Source organism: Mesorhizobium sp. WSM3859 (assembly GCF_002295065.1).
Taxonomy (GTDB): Bacteria; Pseudomonadota; Alphaproteobacteria; order Rhizobiales; family Rhizobiaceae; genus Mesorhizobium.
Genome location: NZ_NSGG01000001.1, coordinates 296,838 through 315,332, shown reverse-complemented (window position 1 = coordinate 315,332; position 18,495 = coordinate 296,838). Strand labels below are relative to the sequence as shown.

At 64.6% G+C, this 18,495-nt stretch carries 17 protein-coding genes and 2 tRNA genes; 5 read left to right on the top strand and 14 right to left on the bottom strand.

Translation table 11 applies throughout. From position 1 onward, the window contains the following. Nucleotides 1-24: 24 nt before the first annotated feature. The 5 genes from CK230_RS01500 to CK230_RS01480 form a co-directional block, all read right to left on the bottom strand. Entirely contained in the window at nucleotides 25-1,647 is a 1,623-nt protein-coding gene (locus CK230_RS01500) for a dipeptide ABC transporter ATP-binding protein (RefSeq protein WP_095815433.1), read from the bottom strand. Continuing rightward, entirely contained in the window at nucleotides 1,644-2,513 is an 870-nt protein-coding gene (locus CK230_RS01495) for an ABC transporter permease (protein ID WP_095815432.1), read from the bottom strand. The genes CK230_RS01500 and CK230_RS01495 overlap by 4 nt, the downstream gene beginning before the upstream one ends. Then, nucleotides 2,510-3,457, bottom strand: a complete 948-nt coding sequence (locus CK230_RS01490; protein WP_095815431.1) for an ABC transporter permease — start codon at nucleotides 3,455-3,457, stop codon at nucleotides 2,510-2,512. Before CK230_RS01490 ends, CK230_RS01495 begins: the two co-directional genes overlap by 4 nt. 85 nt (nucleotides 3,458-3,542) lie before the next feature. Beyond that, the gene (locus CK230_RS01485; protein ID WP_095815430.1) at nucleotides 3,543-5,024 is read right to left on the bottom strand and encodes an ABC transporter substrate-binding protein; all 1,482 of its coding nucleotides are present in this window, start codon (nucleotides 5,022-5,024) and stop codon (nucleotides 3,543-3,545) included. A 109-nt stretch (nucleotides 5,025-5,133) separates the two neighbouring features. After that, nucleotides 5,134-6,411: an acetylornithine deacetylase/succinyl-diaminopimelate desuccinylase family protein gene (locus CK230_RS01480; RefSeq protein WP_095815814.1), complete on the bottom strand. Its 1,278-nt coding sequence runs from the start codon at nucleotides 6,409-6,411 to the stop codon at nucleotides 5,134-5,136. A 279-nt stretch (nucleotides 6,412-6,690) separates the two neighbouring features. Here CK230_RS01480 and CK230_RS01475 point away from each other — a divergent pair, with 279 nt between their 5' ends. Beyond that, nucleotides 6,691-7,122: a L,D-transpeptidase gene (locus CK230_RS01475; protein WP_095815429.1), complete on the top strand. Its 432-nt coding sequence runs from the start codon at nucleotides 6,691-6,693 to the stop codon at nucleotides 7,120-7,122. Between the two features lie 7 nt (nucleotides 7,123-7,129). On the opposite strand, the gene CK230_RS01470 is transcribed toward CK230_RS01475, so the two are convergent. From CK230_RS01470 to CK230_RS01445, 6 genes are all read right to left on the bottom strand, one after another. Further along, a complete protein-coding gene (locus tag CK230_RS01470; protein WP_095815428.1) occupies nucleotides 7,130-8,122 on the bottom strand; it encodes a lipid A biosynthesis lauroyl acyltransferase in 993 nt (330 codons plus the stop codon). A gap of 18 nt (nucleotides 8,123-8,140) precedes the next feature. Beyond that, nucleotides 8,141-9,169, bottom strand: a complete 1,029-nt coding sequence (locus CK230_RS01465; protein WP_095815427.1) for a zinc-binding dehydrogenase — start codon at nucleotides 9,167-9,169, stop codon at nucleotides 8,141-8,143. A gap of 38 nt (nucleotides 9,170-9,207) precedes the next feature. Next, on the bottom strand, nucleotides 9,208-10,479 hold the full coding sequence (locus CK230_RS01460) for a beta-ketoacyl-ACP synthase (RefSeq protein ID WP_095815426.1): 1,272 nt from the start codon (nucleotides 10,477-10,479) through the stop codon (nucleotides 9,208-9,210). 12 nt (nucleotides 10,480-10,491) lie between these two features. After that, nucleotides 10,492-11,682 carry a beta-ketoacyl-ACP synthase gene (locus CK230_RS01455; protein WP_095815425.1) on the bottom strand — a complete coding sequence of 397 codons (1,191 nt, stop codon included), beginning with the start codon at nucleotides 11,680-11,682 and terminating at the stop codon, nucleotides 10,492-10,494. A 54-nt stretch (nucleotides 11,683-11,736) separates the two neighbouring features. Beyond that, on the bottom strand, nucleotides 11,737-12,018 hold the full coding sequence (locus CK230_RS01450; RefSeq protein ID WP_040981809.1) for an acyl carrier protein: 282 nt from the start codon (nucleotides 12,016-12,018) through the stop codon (nucleotides 11,737-11,739). 190 nt (nucleotides 12,019-12,208) lie between these two features. Then, nucleotides 12,209-13,351 carry a slipin family protein gene (locus CK230_RS01445; protein ID WP_095815424.1) on the bottom strand — a complete coding sequence of 381 codons (1,143 nt, stop codon included), beginning with the start codon at nucleotides 13,349-13,351 and terminating at the stop codon, nucleotides 12,209-12,211. On the opposite strand from CK230_RS01445, the gene CK230_RS32265 reads away from it, so the two are divergent. Then, nucleotides 13,341-13,697: a hypothetical protein gene (locus tag CK230_RS32265; RefSeq protein WP_141245970.1), complete on the top strand. Its 357-nt coding sequence runs from the start codon at nucleotides 13,341-13,343 to the stop codon at nucleotides 13,695-13,697. The genes CK230_RS01445 and CK230_RS32265 overlap by 11 nt on opposite strands. Nucleotides 13,698-13,718: 21 nt before the next feature. Here CK230_RS32265 and CK230_RS01435 read toward each other — a convergent pair. The 3 genes from CK230_RS01435 to CK230_RS01425 form a co-directional block, all read right to left on the bottom strand. Then, nucleotides 13,719-13,786, bottom strand: a tRNA-Asn gene (locus CK230_RS01435). Nucleotide 13,787: 1 nt separating this feature from the next. Then, nucleotides 13,788-13,862: transfer RNA gene (locus tag CK230_RS01430), tRNA-OTHER, on the bottom strand. A 211-nt stretch (nucleotides 13,863-14,073) separates the two neighbouring features. Next, entirely contained in the window at nucleotides 14,074-14,622 is a 549-nt protein-coding gene (locus CK230_RS01425; protein ID WP_095815422.1) for a histidine phosphatase family protein, read from the bottom strand. Nucleotides 14,623-14,785: 163 nt separating this feature from the next. On the opposite strand from CK230_RS01425, the gene CK230_RS01420 reads away from it, so the two are divergent. The 3 genes from CK230_RS01420 (at nucleotide 14,786) to CK230_RS01410 (ending at nucleotide 18,493) form a co-directional block, all read left to right on the top strand. Then, nucleotides 14,786-15,736, top strand: coding sequence for an AEC family transporter (locus CK230_RS01420; RefSeq protein WP_095815421.1), 951 nt, complete (start codon nucleotides 14,786-14,788; stop codon nucleotides 15,734-15,736). Between the two features lie 179 nt (nucleotides 15,737-15,915). Then, nucleotides 15,916-17,373, top strand: coding sequence for an NAD-dependent succinate-semialdehyde dehydrogenase (locus CK230_RS01415; protein WP_095815813.1), 1,458 nt, complete (start codon nucleotides 15,916-15,918; stop codon nucleotides 17,371-17,373). A 94-nt stretch (nucleotides 17,374-17,467) separates the two neighbouring features. Beyond that, on the top strand, nucleotides 17,468-18,493 hold the full coding sequence (locus CK230_RS01410; protein WP_095815420.1) for an aldose epimerase family protein: 1,026 nt from the start codon (nucleotides 17,468-17,470) through the stop codon (nucleotides 18,491-18,493). The last annotated feature ends 2 nt before the right edge of the window (nucleotides 18,494-18,495 follow it).

Here is an 18,495-nt window from a genome sequence, read left to right as displayed (position 1 = left end):
CCAGTCCGGCCAGGTACCGGCTGCTTAGCCCTGTTCCTGCATCTTGCGCGCGATCGCGCGGTGTAGGTCGGGGGCAGCCGCGACCAGCGCCCGCGCCGCTTCGGAGCGCGGATGGTCGAGCACGTCGGGGGTCTTGCCGCGCTCGACGATCTTACCTTCATGCATCACCAGCACCTCGTCCGCCATGGCGCGGGCGACCGTCAGGTCATGGGTGATGAAGAGATAGGCGATGCCGAGCTTCTGATTGAGCTCGGCGAAAAGGTCGAGGATCTGGGCGCGGATCGAGACGTCGAGCGCCGAGACAGGCTCGTCGGCAACCACGAGCTTCGGCCGGGTGATGATGGCGCGGGCGATCGACAGGCGCTGGCGCTGGCCGCCCGAGAATTCATGCGGATATTTGTCCATGTCGCGCGGACCGAGCCCCACTTCGTGCAGCGCATGCGCGACCATCTCGCGGCGCTCGGCCGCGGCCGGCTGCTTTTCCAGAAGATGCAGCGGCTCGGCCACCAGTTTCTCGACCTTCTGGCGCGGGTCGAAGGAGCCGTAGGGGTCCTGGAATACGACCTGCATGTCGCGCCGCGCCGGCTTCAGCTCGGCTTCCGCTTTTCCGCTGATGGCCTCGCCGCGATAGCGGATCGTGCCAGCCGTCGGCTTGTCCAATGCCAGGATCATGCGGGCAAGCGTGGACTTGCCGCAGCCCGAGCGGCCGACGAGCGCCACCGATTGCGCCGGCTCGATGGTGAGCGAGACATCGTCGACGGCACGGATCGGCTGCGCCGGCCGGAACAGGGATTTGCGCCGGCCCGGATAGTCCCGGCCGATGCCTTCGACTTCGAGCAAGGGTTTTGCCGACCCGGCAAGGTGCGGCTTCGGCCGCGCCGGCACGTGCATGGAAGCCAGCGCCAGCTCGCGCGTGTAGGGATGCTGCTGCTCGGATAGCGTGCGCGCCGTGTCGCCGGCTTCCGTTACCTCGCCGTGGCGCAGGATGGTCAGGCGATCGGCCATCTCGGTCACCACCGCGAGGTCGTGCGAGATCAGCAGCAGGCCCATGCGGTTCTCGCGGACCAGATCGCGCAACAGGTCGAGGATCTGCGCCTGCAGCACCACGTCGAGCGCCGTCGTCGGCTCGTCGGCGATCAGCAGCTTCGGCTTCAGCGCGCAGGCGATGGCGATGACAACGCGCTGGCGCTGGCCGCCGGACAGTTGGTGCGGATAGCGCGATAGCGGGAACTTGGCTTCCGGCAGCCCGACGCGGTCGAGGATTTTTCGCGCGCGGTCCTCGGCTTCGGCGCGGCCCGCCTTGGTGTGCCAGCGTATGCCTTCGGCCACCTGTTCGCCGATGGTCTTGACCGGGTTCAGCGCCGTCATCGGCTCCTGGAAAACCATGCCGATATCGTCGCCGCGCAAGGCGCACATCTGGTCCTCGGTGGCGCCGAGGATGTCGATGCCGTCGAAGGCGACGCGGCCTTCGGCGCGCGCCAGATGGGGGAGGAGCTGCATGATGGTCAGCGCCGTCATCGACTTGCCGGAACCGGATTCGCCGACAAGGCCCACGACCTCGCGCGGCGAGACCGTCAGCTCGACGCCTTTGAGGATCGGGGTGGCGCCGATCGTCAGCGACAGGTTTTCGATCTCGAGCAGGCTCATCGGCGCCGCCGCGATTTCGGATCGAGGATGTCGGCGAGACCGTCGCCGAGCAGGTTCAGCCCAAGCACGGTGATGACGATCGCCATGCCGGGGAAGATTGCCATCCAGGGCGCGATCACCATGCGCGTCTGCGCGTCGAACAGCATGCGGCCCCAGCTCGGCATCGGCGGCTGGGCACCCAGGCCGACATAGGAAAGCCCAGCTTCGGCGAGGATGCCCAGCGCGAACTGGATGGTGCCCTGGACCAGGAGCAGCGTCGCGATGTTGGGCAGGATGTGCTCGACGGTGATGCGCGTCATGCCCTTGCCGGCGGCGCGCGCGGCGAGAATGAATTCGCGCGGCCAGATGGCCAGCGCACCGGCGCGGGCGACGCGCGCAAAGACCGGTATGTTGAAGATGCCGATGGCGATGATGGCGTTGACGGCGCCCGGACCGAAGATCGCGGTGATCATGATCGCCGAGAGCAGCGCAGGGAAGGCGAAGACGAGGTCATTGACGCGCATCAGCGCCTCGTCAACAATCCCGCCGCGCGCGGCGGCGAAAGCGCCGAGCGGCACGCCGATGCCCATGCCGATGCCGACCGCGACCAGCGCCACGGCGATCGAATTGCGGGCGCCGACCATGATCATCGACAGGATGTCGCGGCCAAAATGGTCGGTGCCGAACCAGTGTGCCCAAGAGGGCGCCTGCGTCTTGTCGGCGATCACCAGCCTGGTGACGTCGTAAGGCGTCCAGAAGAAGGAGATGAGCGCGACGGCCACGATCAGCAGCGTGATGGCCAGGCCGATCAGGAAGGAGCGGTTGCCGAAGGCCTTGGCCAACACGCCGGCGATGGTTTCCTCGGGAAGGTCGATGCGCATGGTCATTGCCGGGCCCTGAGGCGCGGGTCGACGATGGCGTAGGAGAAATCGACGAGGAGGTTGATCAGGATCACGGCGGCGACCAGAAGCATGACGATGCTCTCGACCACGATCAGGTCGCGCTGGGTGATGGCCTGGAAGATCAGCCGGCCGAGGCCAGGCAGGTAGAAGACATTCTCGATGATGATGGTGCCGGCAAGCAGGAATGCGAATTGCAGGCCGAGGATGGTCAGCACCGGAATCATGGCGTTGCGCAGCGCATGGCGCCACAGCACGGCGCGGTAGGGCAGGCCCTTGGCGCGCGCGGTGCGGATATAGTCCTCGTTGAGCACCTCGATCAGCGCCGAGCGGGCGACCCGCCCCAGGATCGCCGCCTGCGGCAAGGCAAGGGCCACGGCCGGCAGGATCAGGGATTTCAACGCCGTCCAGATACCGGCGCCCCAACCCGGAAAGCCGCCGGCCGGCACTAGCCGTAGCCAGACGGCAAACAGGTAGATCAGCATCAGCGCGAACCAGAAATTCGGCACGGCGACGCCGAGCTGGGCGGCGCCCATGGCCAGCGTATCGCCCGTGCGGCCCTGGCGGCTGGCCGAGAACACGCCGACCGGAATGGCGATGACGGTCGAGAGCGCCAGCGCGATCAGCGCCAGCGGCAGGGAGACGACGACGCGTTCGCGCACAAGGTCGATGACAGGCACCGAATAGGTGTAGGAGCGGCCGAAATCGAGGCTCAGCAACCCTCCCGCCCAGTGCAGGTAGCGCAGCACCAGCGGGGCGTTCAGCCCCATCTGGTTGCGCAGCACTTCGACCTGGTCGGCGCTGGCGTTGAGGCCCAGCATCAGGCGCGCCGCATCGCCGGGCAGGACCTCCATGACCGCGAACACCACCATCGAGGCCAGCACCAGGGTGAGGGCCGCGATGATGAGACGCTTTACGAGGAAGGCGGTCATTGCGGAATGGTTTGGTTGCCGGGTGCAGAGACTGGGCAAAGATGGCGTTCTGTGGAGCGCAACGTTTGCCCTTGGCCGACAGACCTCACTCGCTCCACTTCACCTTGGTCAGATCATCCGCCTCGATCGGCCAGTTCGTCCACATGCCCTGCAGCTTGGCGTCCCAGACGCCGATCTTGGGCAGCTCGAACAGGTAGACGGCGGGCACGTCGTGCGCGAGAATCTTCTGCGCCTCGCCCAGCAGCTCCACTCTCTTGTCCTTGTCGACCGTGGTGCCGAGCTCCTTGATGACATCGTTGAACTTCGGGTTGTCATATTGGAAATAGTAGCCGGGCCGCGAATAGATATCGATGTCGTTCGGCTCGACATGGGAAACGATCGTCAGGTCGTAGTCCTTGTTGGTGAAGACCTGGCTCAGCCACTCCGCCCATTCGACCGGAATGATCTGCAGATCGACCCCGATGTCCTTCAGCTGGGACTGAATCACCTGGCCGCCATCGCGTGCGTAAGGCACCGGCGGCAGTTTGATCGTGGCCGAGAAGCCGTTCTCCAGCCCCGCTTCTTTCAGATATGCCTTGGCCTTGGCGATGTCGTGCGGATAGACGCCCGTGAGATCGACATAGCCCGCGTCGCCCGGCGAGAAATGAGAGCCGATCGGCTTTCCAAGACCGTTCGAGGCGGCGGCGATGATGGCATTGCGATCGATCGCGGAGGCGAGCGCCTGCCGCACCGCCAGCTTGTCGAAGGGTGGCTTCTTGTTGTTGATCGACAGGATCGTCTCGCCCTCGGTCGCGCCGATCACGACGCTGAAGCGCGGATCGGACTGGACCTGCGCGAGCGCGTCCTGCGCTGGCATGTTGGCGAAAGCCTGGATGTCGCCCGAGAGCAAGGCGGGAACGGCCGCGGCGGCGTCGGGAACGATGCGAAATGTCGCCTTGTCGAGCGCGGCGGGTGTGCCCCAGTAGTCCGGGTTCTTGACCAGCGTGATCTCGGAAGCCTTGGCCCAGTGATCGAGCTTGAACGGCCCGGTGCCGATCGGCTTGTCCTTATTGCCGGCGGCCGATCCCTTCCCCACGATCACTGCCGCAACCTGGCCCATGTCGTAGAGGAAATTGCCCTGCGGACCCTCGAGGGTGACCTTGACCGTCGCCGGATCGACCGCCGTAACATCGGTGATGTGCGCAAAGAGCGGCTTTTGCGGATTGAGCGAGTCCTTGGCGCGCGCCCGGTCCAGCGAGAATTTCACGTCGTCGGCGCTGAAGGCCGAGCCATCGTGGAACTTCACGCCGGAATGCAGCTTGAACGTGTAGACCTTGCCGTCGTCGGAGACGGTCCAGCCCTCGGCGAGACCGGGCTGAACCTGGCCGTTGTCGTCGATGCGCGTCAGCCCTTCAAAGACATTGGCATAGGTGATTTCGCCGATGGCCGCGGCCGCGCCGGCGGTCGGATCGAGATGCGGCGGCTCGAGCACGATGCCGAGCGTGAGGTCGGTGCGGGCGGCAAAGGCCGACGTGGCGACGGCAAGCGACAGGGTAGCCGCGGCCAGGATGGTCTTCCACAGTTTCATCGCTGAACTCCCATTGCTTGCTCAAGCCGGCGGATAGAAGCGTGATTTCGCGCGCGAGTAAATTGCGTTTCGTGCTGCCGGGCGGCGCCAGGCGGAATGTTTTTACCTCTCATCCGGCCGTGCCGCGCAAGAGCACATTGAGGCCGATCGCCATCACCTTGGCCGATTCCACCATGTCGGCGATGCCCACCCATTCGTCCGGCCTATGCGCGAGGTCGAGAATGCCCGGGCCATAGGCGATGCAGTCATAGAGGTGGCCGATGCGCGCGACATGCTTCTGGTCGTAGGTGCCGGGCGAGATCACATAGTCGGGTTCGCGGTCGAACACCTCCATGATGCCTTTCGCGACGGCCTTCACCACCGGCGCGTCGCGCTCGGTCATCAACGGCAATACCTCCATCAGGTCACGGATCTCGTAGTCGAATTTCTTGCGCTCACGCTTCAGCCGTTCGAGGATGCCGGTGACCTCGCCTTTGACGGTGGCGATGTCCTCTTCGAGCAGGAAGCGCCGGTCGATGGTGAGCCGGCACCAATCAGGCACGTTGGGCGAGGGAAGTCCGGGCCGGAAATCCTCGGTCTGGCCGCCATGGATGGAATTGATGTTCATGGTCGAGCGCCGGGCGCCTTCCGGCACCACCGGCATGCGTGTCATCTTGCGGTCGAGCGCCGGGAACAGTTCCTCCTCGAAAGCCTGCAGCACGGCGCCCATATGGCGCACCGCATTGTCGCCGAGGAACGGCATCGAGCCATGCGCGATCTCCCCCTTGGTCTCGATCTCGGCCCACCAGACGCCGCGATGGCCAAGGCAGATCCGATCCTTGTTTAAGGGCTCCGGGATGATGACGTGGTCGACCTTCGGCTTGGAGAAATAGCCGAGCCTCGCCAGATGGGCGACGCCGCCGAAACCGCCCGATTCCTCGTCCGCCGTGCCCGATATCTCGATGGCGCCGGGAAAGTCGGGATAGGTCGCCATGAAAGCTTCGACGGCGATGACGGAGGCCGCCAGGCCGCCCTTCATGTCACAGGCGCCGCGGCCGTAGACCCTGCCGTCCTTCACCACGCCGGCAAAGGGATCGACGGTCCAGCCGTCGCCCGCCTCGACCACGTCGATATGCGAGTTGAAATGCACGCAGGGGCCGGGCGAGCGGCCGTCGAAGCGGGCGACCACGTTGACGCGCGGATAGCGGTCGCTGTCGCCTGGGGCGCCCTCGGCACGGATGAATTCGGTTTCGAAGCCGAGTTTCTTCAGGCGCGCGCCAAGGAACTCGGCGCATGGCCGATAGGCCTCGCCTGGCGGATTGACGGTCGGGAAGCGGATCAGGTCGGCGGTCAGCGCTACCAGGTCGTCTGTCCGGTCCTCGACCGCCCCGACAAGTCGCTCATTCATGCGAAGCCGTTCATTCATCCGGCGGATTGAAGAAGGAACGCAGCACTTTTGCAAGCAAGCAGTCGCTCATTGCCACACAACGATCCGGGCATGGCCCAATGCCCGCGTTTAAACTCAAGAGAGTGCATGTCGCAGCGGCAACCATGCCGGGAAAATCGTTCAAATTCATCGCATTGCATTGGCGGAATCGTCAACGAGTGTGTGGTAATTAACGCATCTGCCGGCAAAAAAATGGAAAAACCACGCGAATGGCAGGGGCAATCAAAGGGGTTTGATCGCATGAAAAAGTTCGTTCTCATGGCAACCGTGCTGGCAACCGCGTTGTTCGGCACGTCTATCGCAAGTCGGGCGGCCACGCTGGTCGCCAATATCGACGTCTCGTCGCAGACCATGACCGTCAGCAAATACGGGCAGGTGCTCTACCGCTGGAGCGTGTCGACGGCGCGCCCTGGCTATTTCACGCCGCGCGGCAGCTACCGGCCGCAATGGACCGCCCGGATGTGGTATTCGCGCAAGTATGACAACTCGCCGATGCCCTATTCGGTGTTCTTCCACGGCGGCTTCGCCATTCACGGCACCGGGGCGGTGAGACATCTGGGACGCCCGGCGTCGCATGGCTGCGTGCGCCTGCATCCGGCCAATGCCGCGACCTTCTACACGATGGTCAAGGAAGTGGGCTTCGGCAACACGCGGATCGTCGTGACCAACTGAAAGCCGATTACTGGCCGGCTGCCGCCTTCGCCTGTCTGCGCTTGCGGCGGCGGCCGCTGATTTCCCATCGCTTGTGGAACCACATCCACTGTCCCGGATCCTCGCGCACCCAGCGCTCGACCACATCGGTCAGCAGCTGTGCGGTGGCGTCGACGTCGACGCTGCCGTCTTCGGTGCGCGGCAAGTCCAGCTTGTCCTCGATCTCGAGACGAAAGCGGTTGCCCGGCAGCCTGACGCAACGCGCGGGGTAGACATCGCAGTCGTAGTGGCGGGCCAGCATGCCGAGCATCGGATTGGTCTGGCACAGGCGGCCGAAGAAATCCGTCTCCACGCCGCCCGAGAATTTCTGATCGACCAGCACGCCGATGTTGCCGCCTTTCTCGAGAATGGCGGCGAGGGCGAAGGAGGCGCCGGTGGAGGAGGGCAGCAGCGCGCCCATCGAGGAGCGGCGCGTCGAATGGATGTAGTCGGCGAGGTAGGGGTTGTTCGGCGGGCGAAACAGCGCTGTGATGTTCATGCCGAACGTGGCCGCGGCCACCGGCAGCAGCTCGAAATTGCCGAGATGGCCGGTGAAGAGGATGTGAGGCTTCTTCTCCCCGGCGATCTCGACGAAATGTTCGACGCCGCGAACCTCGACCCGGCCCGGCTTCGAAGCGTCCGGGTCGAAGTCGAACAATGCATCGAGAAAGATGTATTCGGCCGCGAGGCGAGCCATGTTGCCCCACATGTCGCGTGCGATGGCCTCGATTTCGGCGTCGCTCTTTTGCGGATAGGCAAGCCGCAGATTGTTGACCGCGACGCGATGGCGCCCGACCAGCGGGCCGACCCGGCGGGCGGCGCGGTCGGCGAAGTTGAGCGCGCTGTCCGGCGGCAACAGGCGCAGCAGCGAGAGCAACACCATGGCGAGCCTGGCGACCAGCCAGTGCTCCATCTGGCGCAGCCGCAGGCCGTAGCGGAACATGAAGTCCCGGCGGGCTTTCCTGAACACCTTGCCGACCATCCGCCTTTCCTGGAATGCTTAGGAAACGCGCAGGATGATCTTGCCGAACACGTCGCGGCCTTCCATGCGCTTCAGCGCCGCATCGATGTCGTCGAAACCCACCTCGGTATCGATCACCGGGACAACGAGGCCGGCCGCCATCTTCTGCATGGCGTTGGCCATGTTCTCCATGCGGCAGCCGAAGGAGCCGAGCAGCTTCAGCTGCTGCTGGAAGAGCTGCATAAGATTGATCTGCGTCGACACGCCCGACGTGGAGCCGCAGGTGACGAGGCGGCCGCCACGCTTCAGGCACAGCATCGAGCCGGCGAAGGTGTCGGCGCCGACATGCTCGAACACGACGTCGACGCCCTTCTTCTTGGTCAACTTGCGCACGACGCCCTCGAAGCGATCCTCGCGGTAGTTTATGACGTGGTCGGCGCCGAGCGCCTTGGCCTTGTCGATCTTGTCGTTCGAGCCGACCGTGGTGATCACCGTGCAGCCCATCTTCTTGGCCAACTGGATGGCGGCTGTGCCGATGCCGGAGCCGCCGGCATGGACCAGGATGGTCTCGCCGGGTTCCAGCTTCGCATTGTCGAACAGCATGTGCTCGACCGTGCCGAAGGTCACGGGCGCGACCGCCGCACCGATCTCGGTGACGCCGGGAGGAGCGGGTACCAGCAGGCGCGCCGGCAGGTTGATCTTTTCCTGGGCGAAGCCATCAAGATGGAAGCCGTGGACGCCGGAAACATGCTCGCAGAGATTGTCGCGGCCTTCGCGACAGGCACGGCAGAGTCCGCAGGTGCGCGCGCCGTAGATCGAGACCAACTGTCCCGGCCGCAGGTTGGAGACTCCAGGGCCGACCGCTTCGACCTCGCCGGCGGCTTCGGCGCCGACGACCAGCGGCAGCTTGCGCTTGGCAAAGGCCATGCCGCGCCAGCCCCAGACATCGATATGGTTGAGCGCGACCGCCTTGATGCGCAGCGTCACTTCGCCCAAGGAAGGCGGCGGGGGAGGCGGCAGGTCCACCGTTTCGAGACGGCGGTCCTCGATAAGTTGCAATGCGCGCATAGGGCCTGTCAGGTTCTGTCGGAGCGGAAAACGTCCGCTTAGACCGGTTCCCGCGCCATGACAAGGCAGGTGTTCTGGCCGCCGAAGCCGAAAGAGTTCGACAAAACCGTGCCGACCTCGGCGTTGCGCTTCTTGTTCGGCACGACGTCGAGGACAATGGCCGGATCGGGATTGTCGTAATTGATGGTCGGCGGGATGACGCTTTCGCGCATGGTCATCAGCGAGAAGGCGGCCTCGACCGCGCCGGCGGCCGACAACGTATGGCCGATCATCGACTTGTTCGACGAGACCGGCATCGAGGCGATACGCTCGCCGAACACGGTGGACAGCGACAGATGCTCCATCTTGTCGTTTTCCGGCGTCGAGGTGCCGTGCGCGTTGACATATTCGATCTCGTCCTCGCTCATGCCTGCATCGGCAAGGACGGCGCGCACCGCCGCGATCGCCGGTGACGCATCGGGCTTGGAGCGGGTGCGGTGGAAATCGTCGGCCTTTTCGCCGCAGCCGCGCATGATGCCGAGGATCGTCGCGCCGCGGGCTAGGGCGGCTTCCAGCGATTCCAGCACCAGAGCGCCAGATCCCTCGGCCAGCACGAAGCCATCGCGATCCTTGGAGAAGGGTTTCGACGCCTTTTCCGGGATGTCGTTATGGGTTGAAAGGGCAGAAAGCAGCGAGAAGCGGATCAGCGCCTCGGCTGTGGCCGAGCCGTCGGCGCCGATCGACAGCGCCTTGTCGCATTCGCCGCGGCGGATCGCCTCGACGCCGAGCTGGATGGCGGTGGCGCCTGAAGCGCATGCGGTCGAGAGCGTTATCGGCAGGCCGCGCGTGCCGAAGCGGTCGGCCAGCCGGTCGGCGATCGAGCCGAACTGGGTGGTCTCGAAGACGTCGAGTTCCTTCAAAGCGCGGGCGACGCGCAGCAATCTCTCGGAACCGCTGTCCTGCTTGTCGGAATTATAGAGCGAGAAGCGGTCGGCCCAATCGAGCTCGACCGGCGGCGAGGCAAGGAACAGCGGGCCGCCGAAATCGCCGGAATCGAGGCCGGCCTCGGAGACTGCCTCCTGCGCTGCGGTCTCGGCCAATTCGTAAGTGAGGTGGCTGGCGCCTTTGGAGCTCGACGGCAGGAAGTCGACCATGCCGGAGATGCGGGTGTTGAGCTGGTCTACCGGAAAGCGGGTGATCGGATGGATGCCGGATTTGCCCGAGGTCAGCGCTTCCCAATTATCCTTTTTACCGACGCCGAGTGAGGTGACGACGCCAATGCCGGTCACGGCGACGATCGGCCTGCCCATGTGGTCGCGAAGATTGGCCATGATTCTTTCTTTCTAAGCGGCCTTAACCAGCCCAAGGCCCTCGAATTGGTGATAACCGATCGCGGTTGCAAGGACGGAAGTCGGTGTGCCTTCGAATGGGCGTTCGACTGTTGCATCGAAGACAGGGTAGCCGGCCTTACGGTCGACGGCCATCGCGGCGAGCGCTACGGCGAAGGGAAATTGGGCTTCCTTCATATGGCCGGTCAGCGTCGAGAAGGCGCGCACGGCCAAAGCCGGGTTGGCGTCGAGCACCGCCTTTTCGGCCGCGGTGGCGGCGTGGGCGCCGGAGGCAGCGGAAATCGTCAGCAGGTCGCCATCGGGAAGGGCGGCCTGTTTCAACAGCGCGGCAATCTCTGAATTTAACTCGCCGCGCCGGCGCCTGGCGCGGCTGGAGACGACCGGGCCAAGTTCGGCGTAGATCTTGCGGCCCCGGTTCTTGGCATGCTCGCGCTGTTCCAGCACCAGGAAGGCGCCGCCGGAGCCAGTCACCACACCGCCGCCTTCGGAGCCCTGGCGCTGCCAGACCGGCTTCCACGGGCCGCGATGCAGATAGCCGGCAAGCTCGTAGCCGAGCAGCATGTCGGAATGCTCGGTTTGGAACGCGCCGCCGACTAGAACATGGGTCGACTGTCCGGAGCGGATGCGGGCAGCCGCCGTCTCGACAGCCGAAACGCCCGCGCCTTCCTCGCCCATGAAGGTGCGGGACGAACCGGTGACCTTGTGCACGATCGAGATGTTGCCGGCAAGGAGGTTGGAAAGCTGGGCGAGGAACAAAGTCGGCCGCAATTCCGTGGTCAGCTTCTCGTTGAGCAGCACGTCGCGGTCGTTGCGGCTTTCGGAAGCAGCCAGGATGGCGGCATCCACGGCCTCGTCGCGCTCGCCGCCGCCGGCCGCCACAACCATGTCCATGGTCGTGGAAAGCTCGTCATTGCCCTTTATGCCCGCATCGTCCAGCGCAAGCCCGGCGGCATAGGTGCCAAGGCGCTGCCAGGTTTCCATCTGGCGCTGGTCGCCGCGCTTGGCGATCTGCAGGTTCCAGTCGATCTCGGGCAGCGGATGGATGGTGTAGGGCGCGAAGCGCGTCGCCTCCAGCACCGGCTCCAGGCCGGGCTGGGTCAGCTTTTGCCAATGCGCGTCCGGACCCTCTCCGAGCGAAGAGACAAGGCCTATGCCGGTGATGACGACGTCGTGCGGGCTGCTCATGGGCGGCTGTTTTGGGTCAGCAGGCTGGGCGCGTCAAGACTGCGCCCGAGCGCCTCAGGCGTTCTTGGCCGCGACCAGCGCGTCGATCTTGGCGCAGAGGTTCTTCATGACGAAATAGTCGTCGGTCGAAGCCTTGCCGTCATTGACTTCCTGCGTCCACTTCTCGAGCGGCACCTTGATGCCGAATTCCTTGTCGATGGCAAAGACGATGTCGAGGAAGTCGAGGCTGTCGATGCCGAGATCGTCGATCGTGTGACTCTCGGGCGTAATGGTGTCGATATCGATCTCGCTGGTGTCGGCAATGATCTTGGCGACTTTCTCGAACGTGGTGGACAAGGGCTCTTCCTTCGGTTGCGGGCGGAATCTGTCCGCATCTTGTTTGGGCGCTGTCTAATCGGTTTTTCCCGGCAGGAAAAGGCCTGATGCGCCGGGGGCAGATGGGTAGCGGGTTGTGGAAAGGCAAGAAGGGCCGCCGGTCGAACCGGCGGCCCTGCCCATTTTACGTTACGTCAGCTGGGCGACATGCTCAGTCGCGGAGCTTGACCAGGTCGTTGAGCAGTCCGCCCGTCCCGTTGTGGACGGTGAGCCGCTCGACCTTGCCGGCGATGGCTTCGAGAGCCTCGAGCTCCTTCAGCCGCAGCATCACCGGGTTCTCGGCCATCACCTTTGCCGTGTTGAGCAGCGAACGCGTGGCGTTCGTCTCCTCGCGGCGGCGGATGACGTTGGCCTCGGCCTGCTTCTCGGCCGAAACCACCTGGTTGAGGATCTCGCGCATATCGCCCGGCAGGATCACATCCTTGAGAGCGATATCGCTGACCTCGACGCCGATCGCGGCCATGTCGTCGCGCACCTTGGCCGCCGCGTCCTCGTCGACCGTCACCTTCTTGTCGAGGATCTGGTCGAGCGTGAGCGCGCCAAGCGTCTTGCGGAAGGCATACTGCAGGGCACGGTAGAGAGCTTCCGAGAAGTCCTTCACCGTGCTCACCGCCTTGACCGGGTCGACGACCCGGTATTCGGCGGCGATGTTGACGCGGATCGTCACGCGATCCCTTGTCAGCACTTCCTGCCCGGCGACATCGAGCGACTGGCGCTTGATGTCGACGACCTTCACCTGGACCATGCGCCCGACATTCCAGAAGGCGTGCACACCCGCTTCAAGCGTGCGAACGAGCACACCGTCCACGAACAGCAGCCCGACCTGGCCGTCCACGACCGGGTTGAGGAACATGTGTTCCGTCTTCCGGGCCTGGCCGAGCCGGCGCATCAGCGCCGGATCGATGGCGAGATCGGCCTCCGTGTCGACGGTCGTCACCTTCCACGGACCGGCATCCGTCCACAGCACAAGCTTGCGGTCCGGCGACAGCACGGAATGCAGCGCGCCGTCACGCTCGACCACGGCGATCTCCATGCGTCCGGTGCGGACGACGGTGAAGTGACGCGCGGCCACGTCCGGGAGCTTGTCGAACAACGCCTTCTCGTAAGCCGAAACGAATTCCGGGTTCTTCAGGTCGTGCCTGGAGATTTCCAGGTTGCCGCGCCGGTTGGCGAGCCAATGCTCGCCCGGCATCAGGATAGCCTGGATCTCGCCCTTGTAGAGGGCAACTGCACGCTCATTTTCCTTCACGAGGACGCGCTGGCGTCCAAGGGCCTTTTCGAGAATGGTCTTCATTGTCTTACTCCTGTCGGGCATGGCCCCATGCGAGGCGTCACGTCATGCGTCGATCATCCTTTTCGTTTCTCGTTTCACGTCGTCGTACTTCATGTTCCTGGGCACGAATGATCCGGAGACCGGTGGCATCGGCGCGTGGCGGGCCTTCGGGAGCGGATCCCGGGGCGGCGAAGCGGGCGCCGGAAGCTCAAGCTTCCCTTGCCGGCCGCGCCGCGCCTTGATCGTCACCGCGGGCCTGGCCGCGAGCCGATGGCGCAGGACGTCGCCGCCCGGCGAGGCCGAAACCTTGCCGTCCGTGAAGTCCTCGCATTCCGGTCCCCGGACCGTTTTGGATAACACCACCTGAAGGTGTCGGCTTATCAGGCCGTTGGAGAAGGAATCGAACCTTCGACAGTCAGATTAACAATCTGATGCTCTAACCAAACTGAGCTATCCGTGGTGCTGATGAAGGGACTCGAACCCTCGACCTCCGGACCCAAATCCGGCGCTCTAACCTCTGAGCTACATCGGCGATCCCAATACCCGAAACGGCGCCGTACACAGCGCGGCAGAGCCGCCTGCGCGGGCGGAGACGAAAGCTCCAACCGTTGTGCTCGCTTCGGTTTTCGTGACCGGGAGCGCGCCTATAGACCCTGCGACGGGTTGTCGCAAGCGGCATTGTCACGGCAGATTGCGGCGTCTTCCGGAAGTTGCATTTCGGCAACACCCGCTGGCGCGTTGCCTTAGAAGGTGACGCGTCCCAGCACCTTGAGGCCATCGCCATCTGGCGCCACCACCACGGCCTCGCCCTCGCGCGGCGCGATGCCGGTAAGCGCCTCGATGTCCTCGAGATGCGTGACCAGCACCAGATTGTCGGAACCGGAATAGCCTCGGATCTCCTTGATGATCGCGGCGAGCTGCGCGGCTTTTTCACCAGGGTCGGTTTTCAGCAGGTCGAGCGGCGCGAAAGGCTGCGGCTCGGCTTCGAAAGCGATGCGGGCGGTGTCGAGGCAGCGGCAGTAGCCGCTGGAGAGCACGTGATCGATGGGCGCGGCGCGGGCCGCGAACAGCGCGCCGATGCGGCTTGCCTGCTGCTTGCCGCGCTCCGACAAGTTGAGCTGGGTCGCGCAATTGCCGATGTCGAAACTCGCCGGGTCGGTCGCCCCGGTGACGAAGGCATGGCGAAGCAGCACGACATGGCCGCCGTCGCGCAGCAGCGCCCAGCCGGCGTCGGTGGCGTGAGCAAGGTTCGGAACGGCCAGGAGAAAAAGCGCCAGAACAAGTCGCAGCATCGGAAGTCCCTTATGGCGACCCGGGGATTTGGGGCCATGGTCGGCATATAGGGACCGCAAAGCCGGCCGGAAAACAAGCGGAGGCGCAAGAGATAGGCGCGCTGCGCCAATTGCACCGCGGTCGGGGCTCGCCTATCACGGGAAAAATGTCCCCGCCCGCAAAATGACTCCGCTCACCGAAACCGTCCTCTTCGTCTTCAGTCTCGTGGCGCTCGGCTATCTGGCCGGGCTGACCGGCTACCTGAAGCCGGTCAGCGGGGAGGGTATTTCCGAATTCGCCGTCAACGTGGCGATGCCGCTGCTGCTCTTCCAGACCATGGTCAAGTCGGATTTCCACGGTGTGGCGCCATGGTCGCTGTGGGGCGCCTATTTCGCTGCCGTCGCAATCACCTGGGCCGCGGGCCATCTGGTGATGACGCGCGTCTTCGGGCGGGATGCCCGCGCGGGCATCGTCGGGGGCGTTTCCTCGGCCTATTCCAATGTCGTGCTGCTCGGCGCGCCGTTCATCCTGGGCATATTCGGCGCGAGCGGCTTCGAGGTGCTGTCGCTGCTGGTCTCGATCCACCTGCCGATCATGATGATGGCCTCGATCGTGCTGTTCGAGATGTTCGGGCGCGGCAGCGGCGAGACGGTCCACCCGCTGCGCGTCGTCAAAAGCTTCCTCAGGCGCCTGTTCATCAATCCGCTGATCATCGGCATCCTGGCGGGGCTCGCCTGGCGCCTCACTGGCGCGCCGCTGCCTGACCTCGTCGAGCGGCTGGTCGACACGCTTGCCGATACGGCAGGCCCGGTGGCGCTGTTCGCCATGGGGCTCAGCCTGCGCCGCTTCGGCATCTCCGGCAATATCCGGCCGGCGCTGGCGCTGTCGGTGCTGAAGCTGTTCCTGATGCCGGCGCTGGTGCTGGTCTTCGTCTGGCTGCTCGGTCTGCCGCCGCTGACCTCCAAGGTCGCGGTCGTCGCCGCGGCGCTGCCGTCGGGCATCAATTCCTATCTGATCGCCGTCCAGTTCAACACCGGCCAGGCGCTGGCCTCGAACCAGATGACGCTTGCCACCGCAAGTGCGGTGGTGACCACGTCGTTCTGGCTGACTGTGGTCGTGCATATTTTCGGATAAGCGTCGGCAAGCCGAACGCGGCTCGCCTTTGCTGGCCCAACCCCTATATGCCATCTTGTGATTGCTTGCCTGCCTTTCCCTAGGTAAGAGCAATGCGCCGGCGTGCGGCTCTTGAAGCACGCTTCAACGGATATCCAGAAAAAAGCGGCGCGATCAGCGCGCCGAACGGAGGCCAGACCATGCTTCAGAAAACCAGCCATTTCATGCGCCAGGCCAATCTCATCAATGGCGAATGGGTTCAGGCCGACAGCGGCCAGACCATAGACGTCAACAATCCGGCGACGGGCCTCAAGATCGGCACCGTGCCGAAGGCCGGCAAGGCCGAGACCCGCCGCGCCATCGAGGCGGCCGAGGAAGCCTTCAAGAGCTGGCGCAAGACCACCGCGCTCGAGCGCTCGAAGCTGTTGCGCAAGCTGCATGACGCGATGATGGACAATCAGGACGTGCTGGCCGAGCTGCTGACCATCGAGCAGGGCAAGTCGCTCGCCGAATCCAAGGGCGAGATCGGCTCGTCCGCGGCCTACATCCTGTGGTTCGCCGAGGAGGGCCGCCGCGTCTATGGCGACATCGTTCCGTCGCCCTGGGGCGACCGCCGCATCCTGGTGACCAAGGAGCCGGTCGGCGTCATCGCCGCCATCACGCCGTGGAATTTTCCGTCCTCGATGCTCGCGCGCAAGATCGGTCCGGCCTTGGCCGCAGGCTGCACGGCCGTGGTTAAGCCCGCCTCGCAGACGCCTTATTCCGGCCTTGCCTGGGGTGCGCTCGTCGAGGAAGTCGGCTTCCCGAAGGGTGTCGTCAATGTCGTCACCGGTTCGGCCGGCGAAATCGGCGACGAACTCTGCACCAACCCGCTGGTCAAGAAGATCACCTTCACCGGCTCGACCGAGATCGGCAAGCTGCTGATCCAGAAGTCCGCCACGACGGTCAAGAAGGTGTCGATGGAGCTCGGCGGCAACGCGCCGTTCCTGGTCTTCGACGACGCTGATGTCGACCGCGCGGTGGCCGGCGCCATCACCGCGAAATACCGCAATTCCGGCCAGACCTGCGTGTGCACCAACCGCTTCCTCGTCCAGGCAGGCATCTATGACCAGTTCGTCGAGAAGCTCGCCGCCGCCAGCAACAACCTCAAGGTCGGCTCGGGCCTCGAGGAAGGCGTGCAGCAGGGACCGCTGATCGATGAGAAGGCGGTCGAGAAGGTCGAGGAATTCATCGCCGACGCGACGTCCAAGGGCGGCAAGGTCGTCGCCGGTGGCAAGCGCCATGCGCTTGGCGGCTCGTTCTTCCAGCCGACGGTGATCTCCGGCGCCACGCCGAACATGCGCTTCATGAAGGAAGAGATCTTTGGGCCGATCGCGCCCGTGTTCAAGTTCGAGACCGAGGAAGAGGCGGTGGCCTTGGCCAATGACACCGAGTTCGGCCTGGCCGCTTATTTCTACACCGGCAATCTCGGCCGCGCCTTCCGGGTCATGGAAGGCCTGAAATACGGCATGGTCGGCGTCAATGAAGGCCTGATCACCACGCCGGAGGCGCCGTTCGGCGGCGTCAAGGAATCGGGTCTCGGCCGCGAAGGCGGGCATCAGGGTATCGAGGACTATCTCGACACCAAATATGCCTGCTTCGGCGGCTTGGGGCTCTGATCCTGATCCCTTGAAAGGGGCAGGCGTTTAGCCTGCCCTTGCCGGATGATACGAGGCCGGCCTAAATCGACGGATCGGAAATGACATTTCGGGCATGGCGATGAAGGACGGCGAGGTCTTCGGCACGACGCAGGCGGGCGAGGCCGTGCGCCGGTTCACGATCCAGGGAGGCGGGCTCACCGCCAACATCATCGGGCTTGGCGCGATCGTCCAGGACCTGCGCCTTTCCGGCCACGACGCGCCGCTGGTGCTGGGCTACGACCGTTTCGAACCTTACGAGACCGACCGCGCTTTCTTCGGCGCCGTGGTCGGCCGCTTCGCCAACCGCATCGGCGGCGGCCGTTTCACGATCGCGGGCAACCGCTACCAGACGGAGCGGAATTTTCTCGGCAAGCACACACTGCATGGCGGCTCGGAAGGCTATTTCCACCGGCCATGGACCGTGTCGCTGCATGGCCGCGATTTCGTGACGCTGACACTGCACGATCCGGACGGCGCGATGGGTTTTCCCGGCGCGCTCGACGTCACCTGCACCTATCGGCTGAAGATCCCCGGCACGCTCAGCATGGAACTGACCGCGACTTGCGAGGAGCCGACGCTCTGCAATCTGGCGCAGCACTCCTATTTCAATCTCGACGATGGCGGCGCCGGCTACATCCTCGACCATCGGCTGATGCTCAATGCCGGCGCCTACACGCCCGTCGATGACGAGATGATCCCGACTGGCGTGGTGAAGCCGGTCGACGGCACGCCTTTCGATTTCCGCCAGGCGCGGGCGCTGCGCATGGAAATGGAGGGCGAGCAGCTTCAATACGACCTGAATTACTGCCTCGCCTCCAGCCGCGGGCCGCTGCACCAGGCTGCCTGGGTGCAAGGCGCCAATTCCGGCGTCGAGATGGAAGTCTGGACCACCGAGCCTGGACTGCAGCTCTATAGCGGCCAGTTCGTCGCGCCGGCATCGCCGGGGCTCGACGGCCGCCACTACAAGGCGTTTTCAGGCCTCTGCCTCGAAGCGCAGACCTGGCCGGACGCGCCGAACCGGCCTTATTTCCCGCAGGCCACATTGTGGCCAGGGCAGATCTATCATCAGGTCACGGAATACCGGTTCCGTTTGCCGTAAAG